Here is a 19,473-nt window from a genome sequence, read left to right as displayed (position 1 = left end):
TTTACCGTTATAAGCAGCTAGGCGGCCCGCCCGCCGCGGCCTGGCCATCGGCCCGATCCCGCCCACCACCACGAGAGACAAGGAAGATCATGGCATCCACGCATACATGGCAATTTTTCCGCGCGGGCGGCTTCGACCAGGCGCAGATCGACACCGGCGCGGATCTGCTGGCCCTGAAGGAACTGGACCAGAAGCTGTGGGTCGCGCTGAGCTGCCCGACGCGCGGCATCGAGTTCGACAGCGCCACGCTGGATCTCATCGACCAGGACGCGGATGGGCGCGTGCACGCAAACGAGGTGCTCGCTGCCATCGCTTGGGCCGCGGGCCTGCTCAAGGATGCCGGCCTGCTGACCCGGGGCTCGGACGGCCTTGCCCTGGCCGATATCGACGACGGCAGCGAGGAAGGCCGGCAGGTGATCGAATCGGCGCGCTACATCCTCGGCTGCCTGGGCAAAGCCGACGCCACCGAAATCTCACTGGCCGATATCACGGGCATCGAGGCCTTCATCGCGGGACTCGAGTTCAACGGCGACGGCGTCATCCATCCCACCGCCATCGAGGATCCGGAATTGCGCCGGACCATCGAGGACATCATCGCCTCGCACGGTTCGGTTCCCGACCTGAGCGGCGAGGCGGGCATCGACCAGGCGCTCTCCGACGGATTCTTCGCGGAAGCCGCCGCCTGGCTGGAGTGGCAGGCGAGCGGCGACGCCGACGCCGGCATCCGCCTGCTCGGCGAGCACACCCAGGCTGCGGCCGATGCCTTCCACGCCGTCCGCGACAAGGTCGACGACTACTTCACGCGCTGCCACCTCGCGGCCTACGATCCCCGGGCAGCCGCGCCGCTCAGCCGCTCGGAGGAGGACTACCAGCGCATCGCCGCGCAACCCCTGTCGGCGCAGCACGCCGACATCGCCAATTTCCCGCTGGCGATGGTGGCCCCCGGCAAGCCCCTGCCCCTGGCCGAGGGCGTGAATCCCGCCTGGCGCAGCCAGGTGGCGGCGCTGCGGGAACAGGTGGTCGTGCCGCTGCTGGGCAGCCAGGACAGCCTCGCCGCCGGGGAATGGGCCGCGCTCGAGGCGCGCTTCGCCGCGTTCGACGCCTGGCAGGCGTCGAAACCGGCCTGCCGGACGGAAGCGCTCGGCCGGGAGCGCCTGCATGAAATCTCGGCCGGCGGCCACCAGGCGGCGATCGATGCCCTGCTGGAACGCGACCGGGAGGTGGCAGCCGAGATCAGCGGCATCCGCTCGGTGGAGAAGCTGCTGCGCTACGCCCGCGACCTGCACCGCCTGACGAACAATTTCGTCGCATTCCGCCACTTCTATACCGGCACGGAAAAGGCGATCTTCCAGCTGGGCACGCTGTACCTCGACGGACGCGCCTGCGATCTGTGCGTCAAGGTGGAGGACGTCGACAAGCATGCGGAATTCGCCAACGGCAGCGGCCTCTACCTCGCCTACTGCGAATGCGTGCGCGACGGCGGCGCGGAAAAGATGAACATCGCCGCCGCCTTCACCGCCGGCGACTCCGATTTTCTGGTGGCAGGGCGCAACGGCCTGTTCTACGACCGCAAGGGCCGGGACTGGGATGCGACCATCGTGCGCATCGTCGACCACCCCATCAGCGTGCGGCAGGCGTTCTGGTCACCCTACAAGAAGCTGGCCCGGTTCATCGGCGAACAGCTGCGCAAGTTCGCCTCGTCGAGGGCCGCGGCGGCGGACGAAAAGCTGGTCACCGCGGCGGTGCAGGCCGGCACGCCGGTCGCGGCGGGCACGCCCCCGCCTCCCCCTCGGCCTCCCTTCGACGTGGGCAAGTTCGCGGGCATCTTCGCGGCGATCGGGCTGGCGCTCGGCGCCATCGGCGGCGTCCTCGCCTCGCTGGTGAGCGGCATCCTGGGCCTGAAGTTCTGGCAGATACCGCTGGCCATCCTCGGCCTGCTCCTGCTGGTGTCGGGCCCGGCGATCCTCGTCGCCTGGTTCAAGCTGAAGCAGCGCAACCTCGGGCCGGTGCTCGACGCGAACGGCTGGGCGATCAACACCCGCGCCCGCATCAACATCCCCTTCGGCACCTCGCTGACCCAGCTCGCCCGCCTGCCTCAGGGGGCGCGCCGCTCCCTGGCGGATCCGTACGCCGATCGCACGCCGGTATGGCTCTACCTGGTGATCGCCATCGGCATCGGCATCGTGGCCGGAATGTGGTACATGGGCGCGCTCGGCGGCGTTTCCCCCACCGACGTTCCTCCCGCGCCCCCATCGCCCTAGACGGCAGGCCGTACGGGTCAGCCGCGGAGCTTCCGGTACAGTCCGACCAGTTCGGCGCGGGCGATGACGTGCCCCTCGAGCGCCTGCTCCAGCACCGCCTTGGCGGGATGGGCCAGATCCGGCAGCACGGTATCCAGCGCGTAGAGCTTGTGGAAGTAGCGGTGCCGCCCGATCGGCGGGCACGGCCCGCCGTAGCCGGTGCGCTCCCAGTCGTTCAGCCCTTCCAGCGTGCCCTGCGGCAGGTCCTTCGTCGCCACGCCCTCCGCCAGCCCGACGGTGTCGGGCGGAATATTGTACAGCACCCAGTGCACCCAGGTGCGCTGCGGCGCATCCGGATCGGGCGCATCCGGGTCGTCCACGATCAGCACCAGGCTCTTCGCGGTGCCGGGCACGCCCGCCCATGACAGCTCGGGCGAGAGGTCGCGGCCCTCGCAGGTGTGCCGCTCGGGGATCTCGCCTTCATGCGCGAACGACGGGGAAATGATGCTCAGGGACATGATGATCTCCTTTTCGATGTCAAAGAGTGTTCCGGACGGAAGAACCGTTCCATGGTGCGGGAGGTTCTTCCCTGGGCGCGAATCCGCCGCCGAATCTGCTGCCCGAATCCGCTGTCCGGTATCGGCTTCGGTCAGGCCACGTCGTCATCCACGATGTACGGGGCCTCGCCATCGGCGGCAGCCTCGTCCGCAGCCGGGGCCGCCCGCCAGTCCTGCCCCCGCCCGCGGCGCTCCTCCTGGTAGTAGGAGGCGGTGGAGATCGCCTGGTGCCCGCTGCGGCGCTCCGGCAGCCCCTGCCCCACGGGGGCGGCCTTCCCTTTCTTTCTGGTTTTCCCGTTTTCTTCGGCGGGAACGCCGGATGGCTTGCCGGGCATGATGATCTCCTCTGGATGGATTGAAGGGTATGGCGGGGACGTGCGAGGCATGCGCTCATGCCGTACCGGTTTGGGGATGCGGGCCGGACACGCATGCAACAGCGTGGCCTATTATTACCATACACGCCAGGCCGCGCAAGATGCGCAAGAGACATCGTACATCCTCCTGCACGGCGGGCGGTTGCCCGCGGAGGCTAGGAGCGGCGCAGCCCCCGCGCCAGATCGGCCTTGAGGTCCCTGGCCGCCTCCAGCCCCACGGCGATGCGCAGCAGGCCCTCGGTGATGCCCGCGGCATCGCGGCTCTCCTGGCTGATGCGCCCATGGGTGGTGGTCGCGGGGTGCGTGAGGGTGCTCTTGGCGTCGCCCAGGTTGGCGGTGATGGAGATCATGCGCACCGAGTCGACCACCCGCCACGCCGCCTCCCGGCCGCCCTCGAGCTCGAACGAGACGATGCCGCCGCCCGCCCGCTGCTGGCGCATGGCGAGCGCGTGCTGCGGGTGCGAAGGCAGGCCGGGGTAGTGCACCCGCGCCACCCCCGGTTGCGCCTCCAGCCAGCGCGCGATCTCCAGCGCGTTGGCGCAGTGGGCGTCCATGCGGATCTTCAGGGTCTCCATGCCCTTCATGATGATCCAAGCGTTGAAGGGACTCAGGCTCGGCCCGGCGGTGCGCAGGAAGCCGAACACGCCGCGCTCCATCACCAGCTCGCGGTTGCCCAGCACCGCACCGCCCAGCACCCTGCCCTGTCCCTCCAGGTACTTGGTGGCGGAGTGGATCACCAGGTCCGCCCCCAGCTCCAGCGGCCGCTGCAGGGCCGGAGAGCAGAAGCAGTTGTCCACCGCCAGCCAGGCGCCGGCCTTCTTCGCCACCGCCGCGAGCGCGGCGATGTCAGCCACCTCGGTGAGCGGGTTGGAGGGCGTTTCCAGGAACAGCAGGCGGGTATTGGGCCGGAGTGCCGCCTCCCAGGCCGCCGGATCGGTGGCGGAGACGAACGTGGTCTCGATGGCGAAGCGGCTGAGGATGTTGTTGAACAGGCTCACCGTAGCCCCGAACAGGCTGCGCGAGGCGACCACGTGGTCTCCCGCCGAGAGCAGCCCCATCACGCAGGCCAGGATCGCGGACATGCCGGAAGACGTCGCCACGCATGCCTGCGCACCCTCGAGCGCGGCGAGCCGCTCCTCGAATGCCTTGACCGTGGGATTGGTGAAGCGCGAGTAGATGTTGCCCGGTTCCGCGCCGGAGAACCGTGCCGCGGCCTGGGCGGCGCTGTCGAACACGAAGCTCGAGGTCAGGTACAGCGCCTCGGAGTGCTCGTTGAACTGGCTGCGGTGGATACCCGTGTGCAGCGCCAGCGTCTCCAGTTCCAGATCGTCGGACATGCCTCCTCCCTTATCCCAAACAAAAAACCCGCTCAGCGCTCCGCCAAAACGGGTCCACCGCTTTAGCCGAATTTGTAGCGCGCCCGCAAGCTGAACCTCAAATCGGCGCGTCCTCCACGCTGCTACGCTACGCCCGCCCGGGTCGTTTGTCAAACGACCGCCGCTCATGAGGCATCGCTTCCGCTCCGGTCAGTCCGCCGCGGCCAGGTTCAGATCCAGCTGCGTGCTCGATCCGGTGCGCGGCGGCGGATCGCCGCCGTTGCGCTGGGCCTCTATCACTGCGAGGTACTCCTCCGTGACGTCGCCGGCAATGTAGCGCCCGTCGAAGCAGGAGGTCTCGTAGCGCCTGACGGCGGGATTGACGTGGGACACGCTCGCCAGGAGGGCGTCGAGCTCCTGATACACGAGGTGGTCGGCGCCGATCTCGCGGCGGATCTCGTCGTCGTCGCGGCCGGTGGCGATGAGTTCGTTGCGGGTCGGCATGTCGATGCCGTAGACGTTGGGGAAGCGCACCGGCGGCGCGGCCGAGGCGAAGTACACCTTGTGCGCGCCCGCGCCCTGGGCCATCTGCACGATCTCGCGGCTGGTGGTGCCACGCACGATGGAGTCGTCCACCAGCAGCACGTTCTTGCCGCTGAACTCGACGCGGATGGCATTGAGCTTCTGGCGCACCGACTTGCGTCGCTGCTGCTGCCCCGGCATGATGAAGGTGCGGCCGATATAGCGGTTCTTGACGAAGCCCTCGCGGAAGCTCACGCCCAGGCGGTTGGCCAGCTGCAGCGCGCTCGGGCGGCTGGAGTCGGGGATCGGGATGACCACGTCGATGTCCAGGTGGCGCATGGTGCGGGCGATCTTGTCGGCCAGGCTCTCGCCCATGTTGAGCCGTGCCTCGTACACCGAAATGCCGTCCATCACCGAGTCGGGGCGCGCCAGGTAGACGTACTCGAAGATGCAGGGATTGCGCGTGGGACGTTCCGCGCACTGCCTGCTGTAGAAGTTTCCATCCGCGTCGATGAAGATCGCCTCTCCCGGCGCGACGTCGCGCACCAGCCTGAACCCCAGTGTGTCCAGTGCCACGCTCTCGGACGCCACCAGGTACTCCGTTCCGTGCTCCGTGTCCGCGCTGCCGAACACCAGCGGGCGGATGCCATGCGGATCGCGGAAGGCCAGAAGCCCGTGGCCGGCGATCATCGCCACCACCGCGTACGCGCCCTGGCAGCGCCGGTGCACGCCCGAAACGGCGGCGAAGATCGCGGCCGGGTCGAGATGACAGCTTCGGGTGCCTTGCTGGAGCTCGTGCGCCAGCACGTTCAGCAGCACCTCCGAGTCCGAGTTGGTGTTGACGTGGCGCAGATCCTCGCGGAACAGCTCCTGGCTGAGCTGTGCTGCGTTCGTCAGGTTGCCGTTGTGGCCGAGCACGATGCCGAAGGGGGAGTTGACGTAGAACGGCTGCGCCTCGGCGGGCGATTCGGAGGAGCCCGCCGTGGGATACCGCACGTGGGCGATGCCCATGTTTCCCGCCAGCGCACGCATGTTGCGGGTGCGGAAGACGTCCCGCACCATGCCATTGGCCTTGTGCATGTGGAACGTGCTTTCCTGCGCGGTCACGATGCCGGCTGCGTCCTGTCCGCGATGCTGGAGCACCAGCAGGCCGTCGTACAACAGCTGGTTGACGGGAGTATGTGCCACCAGGCCCAGGATTCCGCACATGGTCGTGCTCCGCAATAGATTCGATTGACGCCGTACCGGCACCAGCGAATGGATGTTCCCGCCCGCGCGCCGCCACGGATGCCGATTATACCTGCACGCTCACCGTGTGTTGCCCATATCCGGCCTGATCCAGCCGGACGTAGCTGATGCGCCGCGAGAGATCCTGCGGCAGCCAGGGCATGGCCATCAGCGCCGCCGCCTCCAGTGGCTTGCTCAGCAGGGCCTTCTGCCAGAACGGCTCCTGCGGCAGGGCGGTCAGGCCCGCCGCCAGCACCAGCAGCAGCACCAGCAGGAAGCCGCGCAAGGCGCCGAACAGGAAGCCGAAGAAACGATCCGCAAAACCCAGGCCCGCGGTCTTCACCAGGGCCGACACCAGCATGGCGGCCAGCCCCGTCGCCAGCAGCACCGACAGGAACAGCGCGGCGAACGCCAGCATCAGGCGCACCGACTCGCCGGTGACGGCAGCGGGCAGCAGGGGCGCAAGCCCGGCCGCGAACGCGTTCGCCACCATGAATGCGATCACCCAGCCCGCCAGCGAGAGCAGCTCGCGCACCACGCCGCGCATCATGCTGAGCAGGATGGACACGGCCAGTACGGCCAGCACGGCGTAATCGAAAAGCGTCAGGGGCAGCGAATCCATCGGTGCGCGAACTATTTCTCCGTGACGACCCCGTCCAGCCCGAGCTTCTTCAGCTTCTCGCGCACGCCCTCCGCCTCCTCCCGCGTCGGGAACGGGCCGGCGCGCACGCGCGTCATCTCGCCTTTTCCGCCCTGGAACGTCTCGGTGTACACCTTGTGGCCGCCGGCCGCCAGTTTCTGCTGTTGCTGCCGGGCCTTGGCAGGATCGGAAAAAGCGCCCAGCTGCACCACGAATGCCCCGGCCGCGGCGGGTGGAGCAGCCCCTGCGGCGGGCGGCGCCTTGCGCTCCGTGGCCGGGGGCCTGGAACGGGAAGCGTCCACGGGCGCCCCGGCGGGCGCAGCCGCCGCCTGTTCGCCGTCGCGGACCTCCCCCGTCTCCGGCGCATTGGCGCCGCCATCGGGAACGACGCTGGAACGGAGCTCTTCCACAGCGTCTTCCGCAGGAATGCGGATGTCGATCTCCTGGCTGCGCCGCGCCGGCTGGTTGTCCAGGATCATGGGCAGGATGACGATCGCCACGAGGACCAGCGCCACCGCGCCGACCAGCCGCCGGCGCGCGCGCTTCCTCAGTTGAAGCTCTTCCTCGTTGACAGCCTTCGCCATGAGACTCCGCCGATCCTCCCGATCGCTATCCGAATCCGGCTGCGTTCCGGCAGCGCAGGACATCGGCCACCGTGTGGAACGAACCGAATACACAGATTCTATCACCTTCGCCGGCCTCGCCGCAGGCGGCGGCGTAGGCCGCAGCCACATCGGGAAACGGCAGGATGTCCTGATTCCCTATCCCCGCGGCGGCCAGCGCCTGGCGCACTTCATCCGCCGTCGCGCCGCGCGGGGCGGACGTGCCGGCGATCAGCCACCTGTCCACCCTGTCCGCCAGGGCGCGCGCCACGCCCTCGATGTCCTTGTCCCGCAGCATGGCGAAGACGGCGTAGGTCCTGCGGCAGCTTCCCATACCGGCGAGATTGTCCGCCAGCTCGCGGGCGGCGCCCGGATTGTGCGCCACGTCGAGAATCGTCGCCGGACGGCCCGGCAACACCTGGAACCGGCCCGGCAGCGCTGCCTCCATCAGGCCCCGGCGTATGTCGCCCATGGTCACCGGCAGGCGCTCGCGCAGGCTGCCGAGGGCCGCCAGGCAGGCGCTGGCGTTGCGCAGCTGGCATGCGCCGCGCAGGGCCGGGTGCGGGAGCGCGCGGCGGCCGCCGCCGGGCCCGCGGTAGTCCCACAGCGCCGCGTCGGCCGCATTGGCGGAGTAGCCGAATTCGGCACCGATGCGCAGCAGGTTCGCACCCACGCTGTCGGCATGTCGCAGGACGCTGTCGGGTGCGTCCGGATCGGCGCAGACGGCGGGGCGGCCCTGCCGGAAGATGCCCGCCTTCTCGAAGCCGATGGCCTCGCGGGTATCGCCGAGATAGTCCATGTGGTCGAAGTCGATGCCGGTCAGCACCGCGCAGTCGGCGTCGAACAGGTTGACGGCGTCCAGCCGCCCGCCCAGTCCCACCTCCAGGATCGCGGCCTCGACCCCGGCCTGGACGAACAGCCGCATCGCCGCGAGCGTGCCGAATTCGAAGTAGGTCAGCGTGACGCCGCAGCGGACGCGGGCCGCCTCCACCGCAGCGAACGCGCCGCACAACGCGGCGTCGTCCGCCTCGCGGCGGCCCAGGCGCACGCGCTCGTTGTAGCGCAGGAGGTGCGGCGAGGTGTAGCAGCCCACGCGATAGCCGGCGCAGGCAAGGATGGCCTCCGCCATGGCGCACACCGACCCCTTGCCGTTGGTGCCGCCGACGGTGACGATCGGGAACGCGGGCGCCAGACCCAGCGCCTCCCCGACGCGCGCCACGCGCGCCAGCCCCATGTCGATGGCCGCGGGATGCAGCCGCTCGAGATAGGCGAGCCAGCCCTCGAGGGTCGCGGGCAGCGCCGCCTGCGCACCCGCCGCTCCGGCGCCCGGCTCCACGGCTGGCTTCCTCCCTTCCTCAGCGCGGGCGCGGCGCCGGTGCGGCCACGCCGGGGCTGCGGCTCACGGCACCGCGGCGGGAGCGCGCATCAGCAGCATGCACAGGTTGGCCAGCGTGTCGCGCATGCGCCGGCGGTCCACGATCATGTCGATGGCCCCGTGCTCCAGCAGGAATTCGGCCCGCTGGAAGCCTTCCGGCAGGGTCTGGCGTACCGTCTGCTCGATCACGCGCGGCCCGGCGAAGCCGATCAGCGCCCCGGGCTCGGCGATCACGACGTCGCCGATGAAGGCGAAGCTGGCCGACACGCCGCCCATGGTGGGATCGGTCAGCACTGAAATGAAAGGCAGGCCGCGCTGGCTCAGCCGGGTCAGCGCGGCGGAGGTCTTGGCCATCTGCATCAGCGACAGCAGCCCTTCCTGCATGCGCGCCCCGCCGCTGGCGGTGAAACACGCGAACGGCAGGTCCTGTTCCACGCACGCCTGTACCCCGCGCGCGAAGCGCTCCCCGACCACCGAGCCCATCGAGCCGCCCATGAAGCCGAACTCGAACGCCGCCGCCACCAGGGGCACGCCCTTGACGCTGCCCCGCATCACCACCAGGGCATCGTCTTCCTGGGTATCCTTCTTCGCCAGGGTGAGACGATCGACGTAGCGCTTGCTGTCCCGGAACTTGAGGGGATCGAGCGAGACCACCTCCGCGCCGATTTCCTGCCGCCCCTCTGCATCCAGCAGCAGGTCGAGGCGCACGCGGGCGGAGATGCGATTGTGATGATTGCATTTAGGGCAGACGTTGAGGTTGTTGCCCAGATCGGAATAGTAGAGCACGGCCTCGCAGCAGGCGCACTTGCTCCACAGGCCCTCGGGGACGGCCTTCTTCTCGCCGTTCACCTTGCGCTTGATCTTGGGGGGCAGCAGTTTCTGGAACCAGCTCATGAAACGGATACCTCGTCGATCGCATGCCGCAGATGCCTCACCAGGCGGGATGCGTTCTCCAGCAGATTCTCTTCGGACGAGCCCTCGATCTCCTTGATGATGCGGCTGCCGATCACCACCGCATCGGCCAGTTTCGCGACCGCCTTCGCCGTCGCGGCGTCGCGGATGCCGAACCCGACGCCGATGGGAAGGGCGATGCGCGCACGCAGCCGCGCCAGCTTGTCGGCGACGTCATCCAGGTCGAGCGTGGGCGCACCGGTGACGCCCTTCAGCGAAACGTAGTAGACGTATCCCCGCGCCAGGCCGGCCACCCGCTCGATGCGCGCCGCCGGCGTCGTCGGCGACAGCAGGAAGATCGCGTCGATCCCGTGCCGCTCCAGGTGCCCGGTCCATTCTCCCGATTCCTCCGGCGGGTAGTCCACCGTCAGCACGCCGTCCACGCCGCAGGCCTGCGCCCGGGCCGCGAAAGCCTCGTGCCCCATCGCCTCGATCGGATTGGCATAGCCCATCAGTACCACCGGCGTGGATGTGTCGCGCGTCCGGAATGCTTCGACCATCGCCAGCACGCCGTCGAGCGTGACGCCCTGGCGCAATGCCCGCTCCGATGAACGCTGTATGGTCGGCCCGTCGGCCATGGGGTCGGAGAACGGCACGCCCAGTTCCAGGATGTCGGCCCCCGCGTCGACCAGGGCGTGCATCAGCGGCACCGTCGCGCCGGGCCCGGGATCGCCCGCGGTGATGAAGGGAATCAGCGCCTTCCTGTCCCGGGTGCGCAACCGATCGAACGCTGCCGCGATACGTGACATGAGGGAGGATCAGAGCGTGAGATCGGAGGCGGAGGCCACGGTCGCCATGTCCTTGTCGCCGCGGCCGGAGAGATTCACCAGCAGCAGCCGGTCGGCATCGAGGGTGGGTGCGAGCCGGGCTGCATAGGCCAGCGCATGGCTCGACTCCAGCGCCGGCATGATGCCTTCGTAGCGGCACAACTCATGGAAGGCCGCGAGCGCCTCCTCGTCGGTGATGCCTGCATACTCGGCCCGGCGGCTGTCCTTGAGCCAGGCATGCTCCGGACCGACGCCGGGATAGTCCAGCCCAGCGGAAATGGAATGCGTCTCGGCGACCTGCCCGTTCTCGTCCTGGATCAGGTAGGTGCGGTTGCCGTGCAGTACGCCGGGCCTGCCCTGCGTCAGGGTGGCGGCATGCCGCCCGCTTTCGACGCCGAGGCCCGCGGCTTCGACGCCCACCATGCGGACATCGGTGTCCAGGTAGGGGTGGAACAGGCCGATGGCATTGGAGCCGCCCCCCACGCATGCGATCAGCACGTCCGGCTGGCGCCCGTATTCCTCCTGCATCTGCGCGATCGCCTCGCGGCCGATGATGGCCTGGAAATCGCGCACCATCATGGGGTAGGGATGCGGCCCGGCCACGGTGCCGATGATGTAGAAGGTTTCCTCGACGCGGGCCACCCAGTCGCGCATGGCCTCGTTGAGCGCATCCTTGAGGGTGCGCGAGCCCGACTCCACCGGCACCACCTCCGCCCCCAGGAGCTTCATCCGGTAGACGTTGGCAGCCTGGCGCGCCACGTCCACCGAGCCCATGTACACCACGCACTCCATGCCGTAGCGCGCCGCGACCGTGGCGCTCGCCACGCCGTGCTGGCCCGCCCCGGTTTCGGCGATCACGCGCCGCTTGCCCATGCGCCGCGCCAGCAGGGCCTGCCCGATGGCGTTGTTGATCTTGTGCGCGCCGGTATGGTTCAGATCCTCGCGCTTGAGCAGGATCTGCGCGCCGCCCAGGCGCGCGGACCACCTCTTCGCATGATAGATGGGGCTGGGGCGTCCCACGTAGTGCTTCAGCTCGTGGGCGAACTCGGCCTGGAAATCGGCATCGTGCCGGTAGCGTTCGTACTGGGCGCGCAGTTCCTCCAGCGCCGCCATCAGCGTCTCGGCGACGAATACGCCGCCATAGGGGCCGAAATGGCCGCCGCTGTCTGGCAGATCATACACCTTCACTGGCCCGGACTCCTCGCATGAAAGCCGCTATCTTTTCCGTATCCTTGATGCCCCGCTCCGCTTCCACGCCGCTCGACACATCCACCCCCCACGGCCGAATCCGCTGGATGGCCGCGGCGACATTGCCGGCGTGCAGCCCGCCCGACAGGATCACCGGCAGCGTCATTCCCTGCGGAATCAGATCCCAGTCGAATGCGTGCCCGGTCCCCCCCGGCTCGTCCCGGACATAGGTATCCAGCAGCAAACCCCTGGCGCCGGCGTGACGGGATGCGTATTGTAGCAAATCCACGCCGGGCCGCACGCGCACCGCCTTGATATAGGGGCGCGAGAATCCCCGGCAGAATTCCGGGGATTCCTCGCCGTGGAACTGGAGCAGGCCGAGACCTGCAACGGCGGCGGTTTCCTCCACCCATCCGGCATCGGGATCGACGTACACCCCCACCGTGCTGACGAACGGCGGCAGCGCGGCGGCGATCTCCATGGCCCGGGCGGGCGTGACGCAACGCGCACTCCGCTCCCAGAACACGAAACCGATCGCGTCCGCGCCCTCGCGCACGGCGGCCAGCGCATCCTCGACGCGCGTGATGCCGCAGATCTTCACCCGCGTCCTTGCCCCAGCCTCCATGCGCCTCCGATCGGAAAACGGATAGTCTCCCCGCTCCGGCTCAGCCCCGCCGGCCCGCCAGCGCCGCCCAGGTATCCGCTGGCGGCAGGCCGGCCGGAGTCGGAAGATTCCATGAAGCGTCGTAGTCGACCCCCGCCAAGTATAACCCCGCCGCGTCAAAGGTAGGAGCGGCCAGGCGGCGGTCGCGCTTTTCCAGCAGCGCCTGCACCCATTCGCTGGAATATCGTCCCTTGCCGACGTAGACCAGGCAGCCGACGATGTTGCGCACCATGTGCTGCAGGAAAGCGTTGGCGCACAGGTCGAATACGATGAGATCGCCTTCCCGGACGATCTCCAGCCGCGTCAAGGTACGCACCGGCGACGCGGCCTGGCACTCGGCGGCGCGAAACGCGCTGAAGTCGTGCTCGCCCAGCAGCACCTGCGCAGCCGCCCGCATCCGGTCCACGTCCAGGGGCCGGTGGAACCAGCCGGCCCTGCCGTGCAGGAGGCCCGGGCGCACCGCGTGGTTCGAGAGCAGGTAGAGATAGCGCCGCCCCTTGGCGCAATAGCGGGCATGGAAGTCGTCCGCCACCGGCGATGCCCAGCGTACGGCGATGCGTCCCGGCAGCAGGGTGTTGACGCCGCGTACCCAAGCGTCGGGTGGGCGCTGCGCCGACGTGTCGAAATGCGCTGCCTGGTAAATGGCGTGGACACCCGCATCGGTGCGCCCCGCCGCGACCACCCGCACTTCATGGCACGCAATGGCCGACAGCGCGGCCTCCAGCGCATCCTGGACGGAGCAGCCCGACGGCTGGCGCTGCCAGCCGCAATGGGCGCTGCCGTCATACTCCAGCACCAGCGCGATTCTCACGCACCGAACGATGGCGTCATGCTCCGGAACGATGATCCATGGTTCCGGAAAACGTGGCTTGCAAGGAAGGGGAAAAACGACGGCACGCCTGGAAACGGCGTTTCCGCCGCCGCATGCCCGGGCCGAGCGGCCGGCATGACGGATGGACACAGGGGAATTCCGCGATTCCCGGCGGACGGATCAGGTGTGCGGGACATTCCGGCTATACTACCAGAAACCAGAACCGGAAAAGGGCGATGCGGGCGGGCACGCCGTGCCTGCCGAATGGGAAGAATGGGGAGAATGGAAAAAGACAGGGCCTTGCCGGCGCGCCGGGGTGACGCGAATCCCGGCGCGCCCGGGAAATGTCAGGGAATCAGGGGCTGGCCACGCCTGGCGCGCAGGCCCTTCATGCGTCTCACGATTTTTCCGATTCCACGGGATATTCTCTTATAATCGCTCTTCAATCGCTTATGCTTGTCATAGGCGAGATTCAGATAGGGCCAGTGCTCGTTCTCGCCGGGCGCGCCGTGAACCCAGGTACCCCCGCCGCCGCCCCAGGTACGGGCATCGTCCGACGCACTCAGCAACCTGTAGTATGTGGAGGACAGCCAGCGCACGCCCAGCCGGTCTCTCATGAAGTCCACGGCGCCCCTCAACTGGAAAAGTATCCATGAAGCCGCCCATCCGATGCTCTTGCGCATGTTCACCCCTGAATCCGATGATCCGCCGGCCTTCGTCGCCCGTGGCGCAGGCCCTACCCATCTTACGTGCTTCACTCATACGGACAATTGGACTCAGGTACTAGCCGTCCCGCCACGCCTGCGGAAAAATCCCCTCGATCCCCGCCGCTCGCGCATGGCTTACCGTACGGCATCAGCCTACACCTCAAGCTTTTCCATTTCATGACATTCCGCCATCTTTCGTCACCGGCCGGCAGGGATACCCGTAGCCAATGAACGCGCAATCAGCCACGAACGCCCAGGTTCACGGCAACGCCGAGGCGGAAGCCGGCGGCGAGAAACACCGTCGGGACAATCATTCCGTCGTCCCGCTGCGCCGGGCGCAGGATGCGCCCGACTGGCGCGGCATCCTGGCGAAGTCTGCGCTGTTCTACTTCGGCATCGCCCTGTGGAGCAAGGGACTGAGCCTGTATGCCTATTACATCCTGGTCCTGGCGTGGGTCCTGGACGGCGGCCTCTCCCGGTTCCGGGAGACCGCCAGGGAACCGCTGGTACTGGGAATGCTCGCCCTGTGCGGCGTGCTGGCGCTGGGCATCTCGTGGGGCGACGCCCGCCTGGGGTTCAAGGTATGGAACCGGTACGCCGCCTGCCTGATCTTCATTCCCTATTTCGCCATCCTCACCCCGCCACGCCTTTCCTGGGCGATAGGCGGTGCGCTCGCGGGGTATGGCTGCACCCTGCTCATCGGCCTGCACCAGCGGATCGCGGAAAATGCGCAAGGCATTCCACCCCTGGGGATCACCTACCTCGACTTCTCCGCGATGCTGGGAATCGGGGTCATACTGGCCGCCTACTTCGCCGGCACCTGGAAGGAAGCACGGATGCGGCCATGGTTCTGGCTAGCGGCGATCCTGCTGCTGCTCATCCAATTCAGCCAGAATGGCCGCGGACTCCTCGTCGCCACCCTTGCCTCGCTGGCGCTGCTGATCTTCCTGCTGCACGGGAGGCAGCTCAGGCGCCTCCTTGCCATCTCAGCAATTCTACTTGCCGGTGTCACATTGCTCATCTATCATAGCGACACCTTTCAGCAGAGATTCATCCAGGCCATGGACGACATCGAACTGTCTGCACAAGGCAAGTACGGCACCAGCCTGGGCTATCGCCTGGCAATCTGGGACGTGGGCCTGCACGGGATCGCCCAAAAACCCGTGCAGGGCCATGGCATGGGGATGGCCGCGCCCTATTTCGACGCCACCGTCGAAACCTACAAGGATGGACTCTACAAGGATCTGCCCGACTTTCTGCAAACCTATCACTACCACAACGACTGGGTGGAGATCGGCATGCAGATGGGCATGCTCGGAATGTCGGCGTACGCGTTCTTCCTCTGGAGCTGGCTCAGGACATTGAAGGGATGCGGACTGGCGACCATCGGGACTGCCTATGCATGCTTCATTCTATTGTTCGGCACGACCGACGTGCTGGTCATATTCAGGCAGAATCTCTACCTGTTGCTTGCCATGACTGCAATCGGTGTTGTTGGGCGGAGAGAAAATATCTCGTGATCCATTTTGAAATGAGGGATCATTAAATGCGCATATGCTTCATATCGCATTCTGCAGATAGATATGGAGCAGAGCTAGCCTTGCTAGAATTATTGAAGGGGCTGACAGACTTAGGTATTGAGTGTAAGGTTCTTGTTCCCAAGAAAGGGATATTACTAAAGACATTCGACCAATTAGGAATTGAATGGCACGTAATACCTTATCCTCATTGGGCTTCTGGACTCAGACCTCCACCAATTTTTCGCCGTATAATAAGAATTTTAAAGACACTATTCTGGATAGCTCCTGTCGCAAGAATAGTCACTCGTTGGCAATGCGATATCATATACACAAATACCTCTACTGTTGGTGTAGGTATATTTGCAGCACATTTGATAAACATACCCCATGTATGTCATATACATGAAGCATCATATTGCCATAATAAATTATTTGATCTTGGTAATCTGGCTCCCTACTTATTAGGATATTTTTCTATTCGAGTTATTTGCGTATCATGTACAGTAGAAGAAGAGTACTCTAGTTATATTTCAAAAAATAAACTACGCGTTATTAATCAATCAGTAACACTACCTCGAATCTCGCAAGATTCTTTACAGGACACTTCCCCCAAAAATAATCTCAAATGCATTATAGTGGGATCACTCCAACCGCCGAAAGGCCAAGATGAAGCAATAATGGCCTTAGCAAAACTCATACATCGCGGTATTAATATTGAATTATCAATTGTTGGCACCGGAAACAAAAAATTTCATAGATATCTAACTGAATTAGTTAAGTATTATGGTATTGAAAAGCAAATAATTTTTCATGGCTATGTGGATAACCCGTTACCTCTTATCCATTCGGTGGATATAGTACTTGTATGTTCACGTTTTGAAGCCTTTGGACGTGTAACAGTGGAAGCGATGCTGGCCGGGAAGCCGGTAGTAGGTACAAATAGTGGGGGAACAAAAGAACTGATTAAAAATGGCGATACAGGATTATTGTATCAACCTGGAAACAAAGATGATCTTTCTGAAAAAATAGAATATCTCTATAACAACCCTATAGTAAGACGCAGGATAGGTTCAGCTGCCCAAACATGGGCCAGGGAACGGTTTAATCGAGAGAGATATTCCAAAGAAGTATTTGGTCTGTTACATGAAATATTGATTGAATTTAATAAATCATAGAAGAGACCTAACCTTTGAACATGAGACCATTTCCAAATTCTTTACCCCAGCAATATTGAAGAAGGAAAAAATCTCCTCGCCAATTGTCTCAAATCGATACTCCGCTCGGATCCATCCGCAAAGCTGAATTTCCATTTCCCCGTCATGTCATCTGGATCGAGCGGAAAAGGGGTTTCCCTCAATTCGATGCCACCCGCCTTCAAGGCCGCCCTGGCTCCTTTTGCGTCCCTGGCCAGCAGCATGCCGAGCGCTTCGGGAATATGCATTTTTCCCGCCCCCCAGGCTTCGTTCAGCCACGGCGTCATCGCCGCCGAAAGGCCATGCTTACGGTAGATGCCGGCCATCCGCGTCATCTCCTCCGGATCCCCGAGAAGATTGCCGGTCAGCAGGCGACGGGCGATCGCCTCGTCCGCCTCCATCGTCACGGGCGCACGGCTTTCCGTGATGCCGGGCGCCTTGTGCGCATCCCCCAGTCCCTCCCTGTGGGAGCTTGATGCCGCCTCCCTCGCGGAACGGAACGGTCCACCCCGTTCACCCTCATCAATCCCTTCGGGAACGGATCGCGTCACGGATCGCATCCCATGCCCGATGCGTGCCGATCCCGTGGAGAATTCCGGGAGCGGCCGATCGGCCCCGGCTTTTGCCCAGCCGGAGATGATTTCATCATTGGCGGCCTGGAGCCGCTCACGTGCCCGTGTCGCCTGCTCCTGCCGGAGCGCCATATCCTGGCCGCTGCGCATTCCCTGCGCCAGTCCGCCTGCAAATGCACCAAAATTGAACATGCCCTCTCCTCCTTCCCCTTCCCTCTCCCGCGCCGCTTCGTGCGGCAGGCCCCCGCCGCTTCCAACGGTTCGTCCGACGCAGCGCTACTTGAGCTTCCGGGTCTCGCTCGCCCGCATGAGCAGCTCGAGCGTCGTCTCGAGCCTGATCACGCGCTCGGTGAGATTCTCGATCTTGTCCTGCTGGGCCTTGATCGTCGCGCTTTGACGGGCAACCCTGTCCTCCAGCTTGATCATGGAGGTCAGAGCATCCCACACGCGTTCGGTGATGCCCATCAGGTACTCTTGTTGCGATTTGCGGTTGCGGCTTCCATCGCGGCGATCCGCCTGTTGCTGGCTTCCACGAATGCCAGCATTTCGTCGATCGAAGCGGAGGCGCGATCCGCGGCCGCCTTGGCCCTGTCGGCCAGTATCGCGAGTTCCTCGTCCACCTGCGCGGGCTCGTACGCCGTAGCGCCGCGCCGCATCAGTTCCGCCACCGGAAGCCCCAGCTTTCTCGCCTTGAGGGTGATCCTCCGTTTCTCGCTGGCCGTGGCCTGAACCACGATTCTTTCAACGGCTGCCGCCATGGGCCTCCTCCAGTCATGAATGTGTACATGTACATTATATGTACATCATGGAGTTGTCAATTCAGAGCTTCCGGGAAATGACGGATGAGCCCAATTGCCCGAGCAGGCTTCCCAGGCCCATGGCCCCCGATATCGCATTCTGGTTGGCCTGGCGCCATGCATCGAGCTGTCCTTGGTATTGCCCCAGGCCCAGGTTGCCGGCGGACGCGTTGGCGTCGGCCGCATTGCCGAACCAGGCGCGTGCGGCGTTCGCGCCAGCCTGGTGCAATCCGGCGCCGGTCGCCATGTTCTGGGCAGCGGCGCTGCCCGCGCCAAGCGATGCGGCGTCGGCCGCAAGCCCGGTGCTCGGCATGTTGCGGCCAAACTTCGCCGCACCCTCGCGCATCGCCATGCCCTGCAGCTCGGCATCCCGCCGTGCCTTGTTCATCGCGCCGGCGGCGTCGCGGGCAAGTCCGAGATCGGTCTCGTGCCTCAGGGCCTGGAAGCGTCCCGAATCAGGGCTGACGCCCAGCCGCGCCAGCGCGCGCTGGCCGGATTCGAGCGCGCCCCGATAGGCTCGCGAGACATCCGCGGCCGCCTCGCCTGCCATCCGTTCCTTGCGTTCGGGAGCATCGTACCCGGCGGCATCCGCCACCATCCGCTCCTCCAGCGGGGCGAACAGGCTGCGGTAGATCTCCCACTGGGACTCGGCCCGCTCGGCATTCGCATCACCCGCTGCGATCTGCTGATCGACGATCCGCTCCAGCAGCGGATCCTGCCTCGCGGCACGATCCTTCTCCCACGCGAGCTGCTCTCTCGCGATGCCGGCCATCTCCCTGGCAAGCTCCGCATTGGAGAGGGCCGCCTGGCCGATGAGCGGATCGGGTCTCGGGGGTTTCGAACTACACATTGTCTGCCTCCAGTATCTTGGTCAGGCCGGTTTCCACGCGGCGATACCCCAGGAACCGGAAAAACCGCTCCGCCCGGTTCACGGTCTTCACCGAGATTTCGACTTCTCTCACTCCCAGCAGGCGCAGGGCATCCTCGACATAAGCCACGAAGCGCCTTGCCGTCGTTCCGATACGCGCTTCAGGCAGCAGGAACAGGGTATCTTCCGTTGCAATGAGCGATTGCGTATGCGCCGATCTGTCCAGATACAGGGCACAATTCCCCAGCAGCCGATCCTGCTGCCGCAATGTGAACAGCACGTACCGCCCGGCCTGCTCGTATCGGATGAACGCTGCATAGCCGGGGTCGAATGCGAGGCCGTGCCGGTGGCCCTCGGTTTCATTCCAGTGAGCCTGGTGCAGGGGGCGGATCTCTTCCACGATGTCGGCGATGCGTTCCCGTGCGAAGACTGATCCATTTTCTGCAAGGCAGAGGGGAATCCCTTCCAGGGCTTCCAGCGGGACCAGCGCCGGCAGCCGGTTTGCCGCCATCAGAATGTCGGCGGCGGCCTCGGGGCTGAGCGGAATCCCGATGTTCATTTTAAGAATATCCAATAACTCGT

The 19,473-nt window shown here is 65.4% G+C and carries 21 protein-coding genes; 3 read left to right on the top strand and 18 right to left on the bottom strand.

Features of this window, described 5'->3' with window-relative positions; genetic code table 11:
* The first annotated feature begins 89 nt into the window (after nt 1-89).
* Nucleotides 90-2,261, top strand: coding sequence for a hypothetical protein (locus tag BT108_RS05565; RefSeq protein ID WP_072293542.1), 2,172 nt, complete (start codon nt 90-92; stop codon nt 2,259-2,261).
* Between the two features lie 17 nt (nt 2,262-2,278).
* Here BT108_RS05565 and BT108_RS05560 read toward each other — a convergent pair whose 3' ends face one another.
* The 13 genes from BT108_RS05560 to BT108_RS05500 form a co-directional block, all read right to left on the bottom strand.
* Nucleotides 2,279-2,758, bottom strand: a complete 480-nt coding sequence (locus tag BT108_RS05560) for a YbhB/YbcL family Raf kinase inhibitor-like protein (RefSeq protein ID WP_072293541.1) — start codon at nt 2,756-2,758, stop codon at nt 2,279-2,281.
* Between the two features lie 131 nt (nt 2,759-2,889).
* On the bottom strand, nt 2,890-3,132 hold the full coding sequence (locus tag BT108_RS05555; RefSeq protein ID WP_072293540.1) for a hypothetical protein: 243 nt from the start codon (nt 3,130-3,132) through the stop codon (nt 2,890-2,892).
* Between the two features lie 194 nt (nt 3,133-3,326).
* Nucleotides 3,327-4,508 carry an O-succinylhomoserine sulfhydrylase gene (locus BT108_RS05550; protein ID WP_072293539.1) on the bottom strand — a complete coding sequence of 394 codons (1,182 nt, stop codon included), beginning with the start codon at nt 4,506-4,508 and terminating at the stop codon, nt 3,327-3,329.
* 189 nt (nt 4,509-4,697) lie between these two features.
* Nucleotides 4,698-6,218: an amidophosphoribosyltransferase gene (gene purF / locus BT108_RS05545; protein ID WP_072293538.1), complete on the bottom strand. Its 1,521-nt coding sequence runs from the start codon at nt 6,216-6,218 to the stop codon at nt 4,698-4,700.
* Between the two features lie 85 nt (nt 6,219-6,303).
* Nucleotides 6,304-6,858 carry a CvpA family protein gene (locus BT108_RS05540; protein ID WP_255369631.1) on the bottom strand — a complete coding sequence of 185 codons (555 nt, stop codon included), beginning with the start codon at nt 6,856-6,858 and terminating at the stop codon, nt 6,304-6,306.
* 11 nt (nt 6,859-6,869) lie between these two features.
* On the bottom strand, nt 6,870-7,460 hold the full coding sequence (locus BT108_RS05535) for an SPOR domain-containing protein (protein WP_072293537.1): 591 nt from the start codon (nt 7,458-7,460) through the stop codon (nt 6,870-6,872).
* A 25-nt stretch (nt 7,461-7,485) separates the two neighbouring features.
* Nucleotides 7,486-8,814 (bottom strand): bifunctional tetrahydrofolate synthase/dihydrofolate synthase, encoded by a 1,329-nt coding sequence (folC, locus tag BT108_RS05530; RefSeq protein ID WP_143142408.1) that lies wholly within the window; start codon nt 8,812-8,814, stop codon nt 7,486-7,488.
* 63 nt (nt 8,815-8,877) lie between these two features.
* Nucleotides 8,878-9,747, bottom strand: a complete 870-nt coding sequence (accD, locus tag BT108_RS05525; RefSeq protein ID WP_072293536.1) for an acetyl-CoA carboxylase, carboxyltransferase subunit beta — start codon at nt 9,745-9,747, stop codon at nt 8,878-8,880.
* Entirely contained in the window at nt 9,744-10,553 is an 810-nt protein-coding gene (gene trpA, locus BT108_RS05520) for a tryptophan synthase subunit alpha (protein ID WP_072293535.1), read from the bottom strand. Before trpA ends, accD begins: the two co-directional genes overlap by 4 nt.
* Before the next feature lie 9 nt (nt 10,554-10,562).
* Nucleotides 10,563-11,759, bottom strand: a complete 1,197-nt coding sequence (gene trpB, locus BT108_RS05515) for a tryptophan synthase subunit beta (protein ID WP_072293534.1) — start codon at nt 11,757-11,759, stop codon at nt 10,563-10,565.
* The gene (locus BT108_RS05510; protein ID WP_072293533.1) at nt 11,746-12,384 is read right to left on the bottom strand and encodes a phosphoribosylanthranilate isomerase; all 639 of its coding nucleotides are present in this window, start codon (nt 12,382-12,384) and stop codon (nt 11,746-11,748) included. Before BT108_RS05510 ends, trpB begins: the two co-directional genes overlap by 14 nt.
* A gap of 40 nt (nt 12,385-12,424) precedes the next feature.
* Nucleotides 12,425-13,234 carry a tRNA pseudouridine(38-40) synthase TruA gene (gene truA / locus BT108_RS05505; protein ID WP_072293566.1) on the bottom strand — a complete coding sequence of 270 codons (810 nt, stop codon included), beginning with the start codon at nt 13,232-13,234 and terminating at the stop codon, nt 12,425-12,427.
* A gap of 347 nt (nt 13,235-13,581) precedes the next feature.
* Nucleotides 13,582-13,917: a hypothetical protein gene (locus tag BT108_RS05500; protein WP_143142407.1), complete on the bottom strand. Its 336-nt coding sequence runs from the start codon at nt 13,915-13,917 to the stop codon at nt 13,582-13,584.
* Nucleotides 13,918-14,168: 251 nt separating this feature from the next.
* Between BT108_RS05500 and BT108_RS05495 the strand changes: the two genes are divergently transcribed.
* Nucleotides 14,169-15,461, top strand: a complete 1,293-nt coding sequence (locus BT108_RS05495; protein ID WP_083566238.1) for an O-antigen ligase family protein — start codon at nt 14,169-14,171, stop codon at nt 15,459-15,461.
* A 26-nt stretch (nt 15,462-15,487) separates the two neighbouring features.
* The gene (locus BT108_RS05490; protein WP_072293531.1) at nt 15,488-16,636 is read left to right on the top strand and encodes a glycosyltransferase family 4 protein; all 1,149 of its coding nucleotides are present in this window, start codon (nt 15,488-15,490) and stop codon (nt 16,634-16,636) included.
* Nucleotides 16,637-16,677: 41 nt separating this feature from the next.
* Here the strand turns inward: BT108_RS05490 and BT108_RS05485 are convergent, their stop codons facing one another.
* From BT108_RS05485 to BT108_RS05465, 5 genes are all read right to left on the bottom strand, one after another.
* On the bottom strand, nt 16,678-17,418 hold the full coding sequence (locus tag BT108_RS05485; protein ID WP_072293530.1) for a hypothetical protein: 741 nt from the start codon (nt 17,416-17,418) through the stop codon (nt 16,678-16,680).
* A gap of 84 nt (nt 17,419-17,502) precedes the next feature.
* Nucleotides 17,503-17,691, bottom strand: a complete 189-nt coding sequence (locus BT108_RS05480; protein ID WP_072293529.1) for a hypothetical protein — start codon at nt 17,689-17,691, stop codon at nt 17,503-17,505.
* A complete protein-coding gene (locus BT108_RS05475) occupies nt 17,691-17,984 on the bottom strand; it encodes a hypothetical protein (protein WP_072293528.1) in 294 nt (97 codons plus the stop codon). Before BT108_RS05475 ends, BT108_RS05480 begins: the two co-directional genes overlap by 1 nt.
* A 61-nt stretch (nt 17,985-18,045) precedes the next feature.
* Nucleotides 18,046-18,873: a hypothetical protein gene (locus tag BT108_RS05470; protein ID WP_072293527.1), complete on the bottom strand. Its 828-nt coding sequence runs from the start codon at nt 18,871-18,873 to the stop codon at nt 18,046-18,048.
* Nucleotides 18,866-19,450 (bottom strand): GNAT family N-acetyltransferase, encoded by a 585-nt coding sequence (locus tag BT108_RS05465; RefSeq protein ID WP_072293526.1) that lies wholly within the window; start codon nt 19,448-19,450, stop codon nt 18,866-18,868. The genes BT108_RS05470 and BT108_RS05465 overlap by 8 nt, the downstream gene beginning before the upstream one ends.
* Nucleotides 19,451-19,473 lie beyond the last annotated feature (23 nt).

Origin of the sequence: Nitrosovibrio sp. Nv17, assembly GCF_900119085.1 — a bacterium.
GTDB lineage: Bacteria > Pseudomonadota > Gammaproteobacteria > Burkholderiales > Nitrosomonadaceae > Nitrosospira.
Note: the sequence above shows the minus strand (reverse complement) of the source record. Positions and strands in the feature narration are given on the sequence as shown.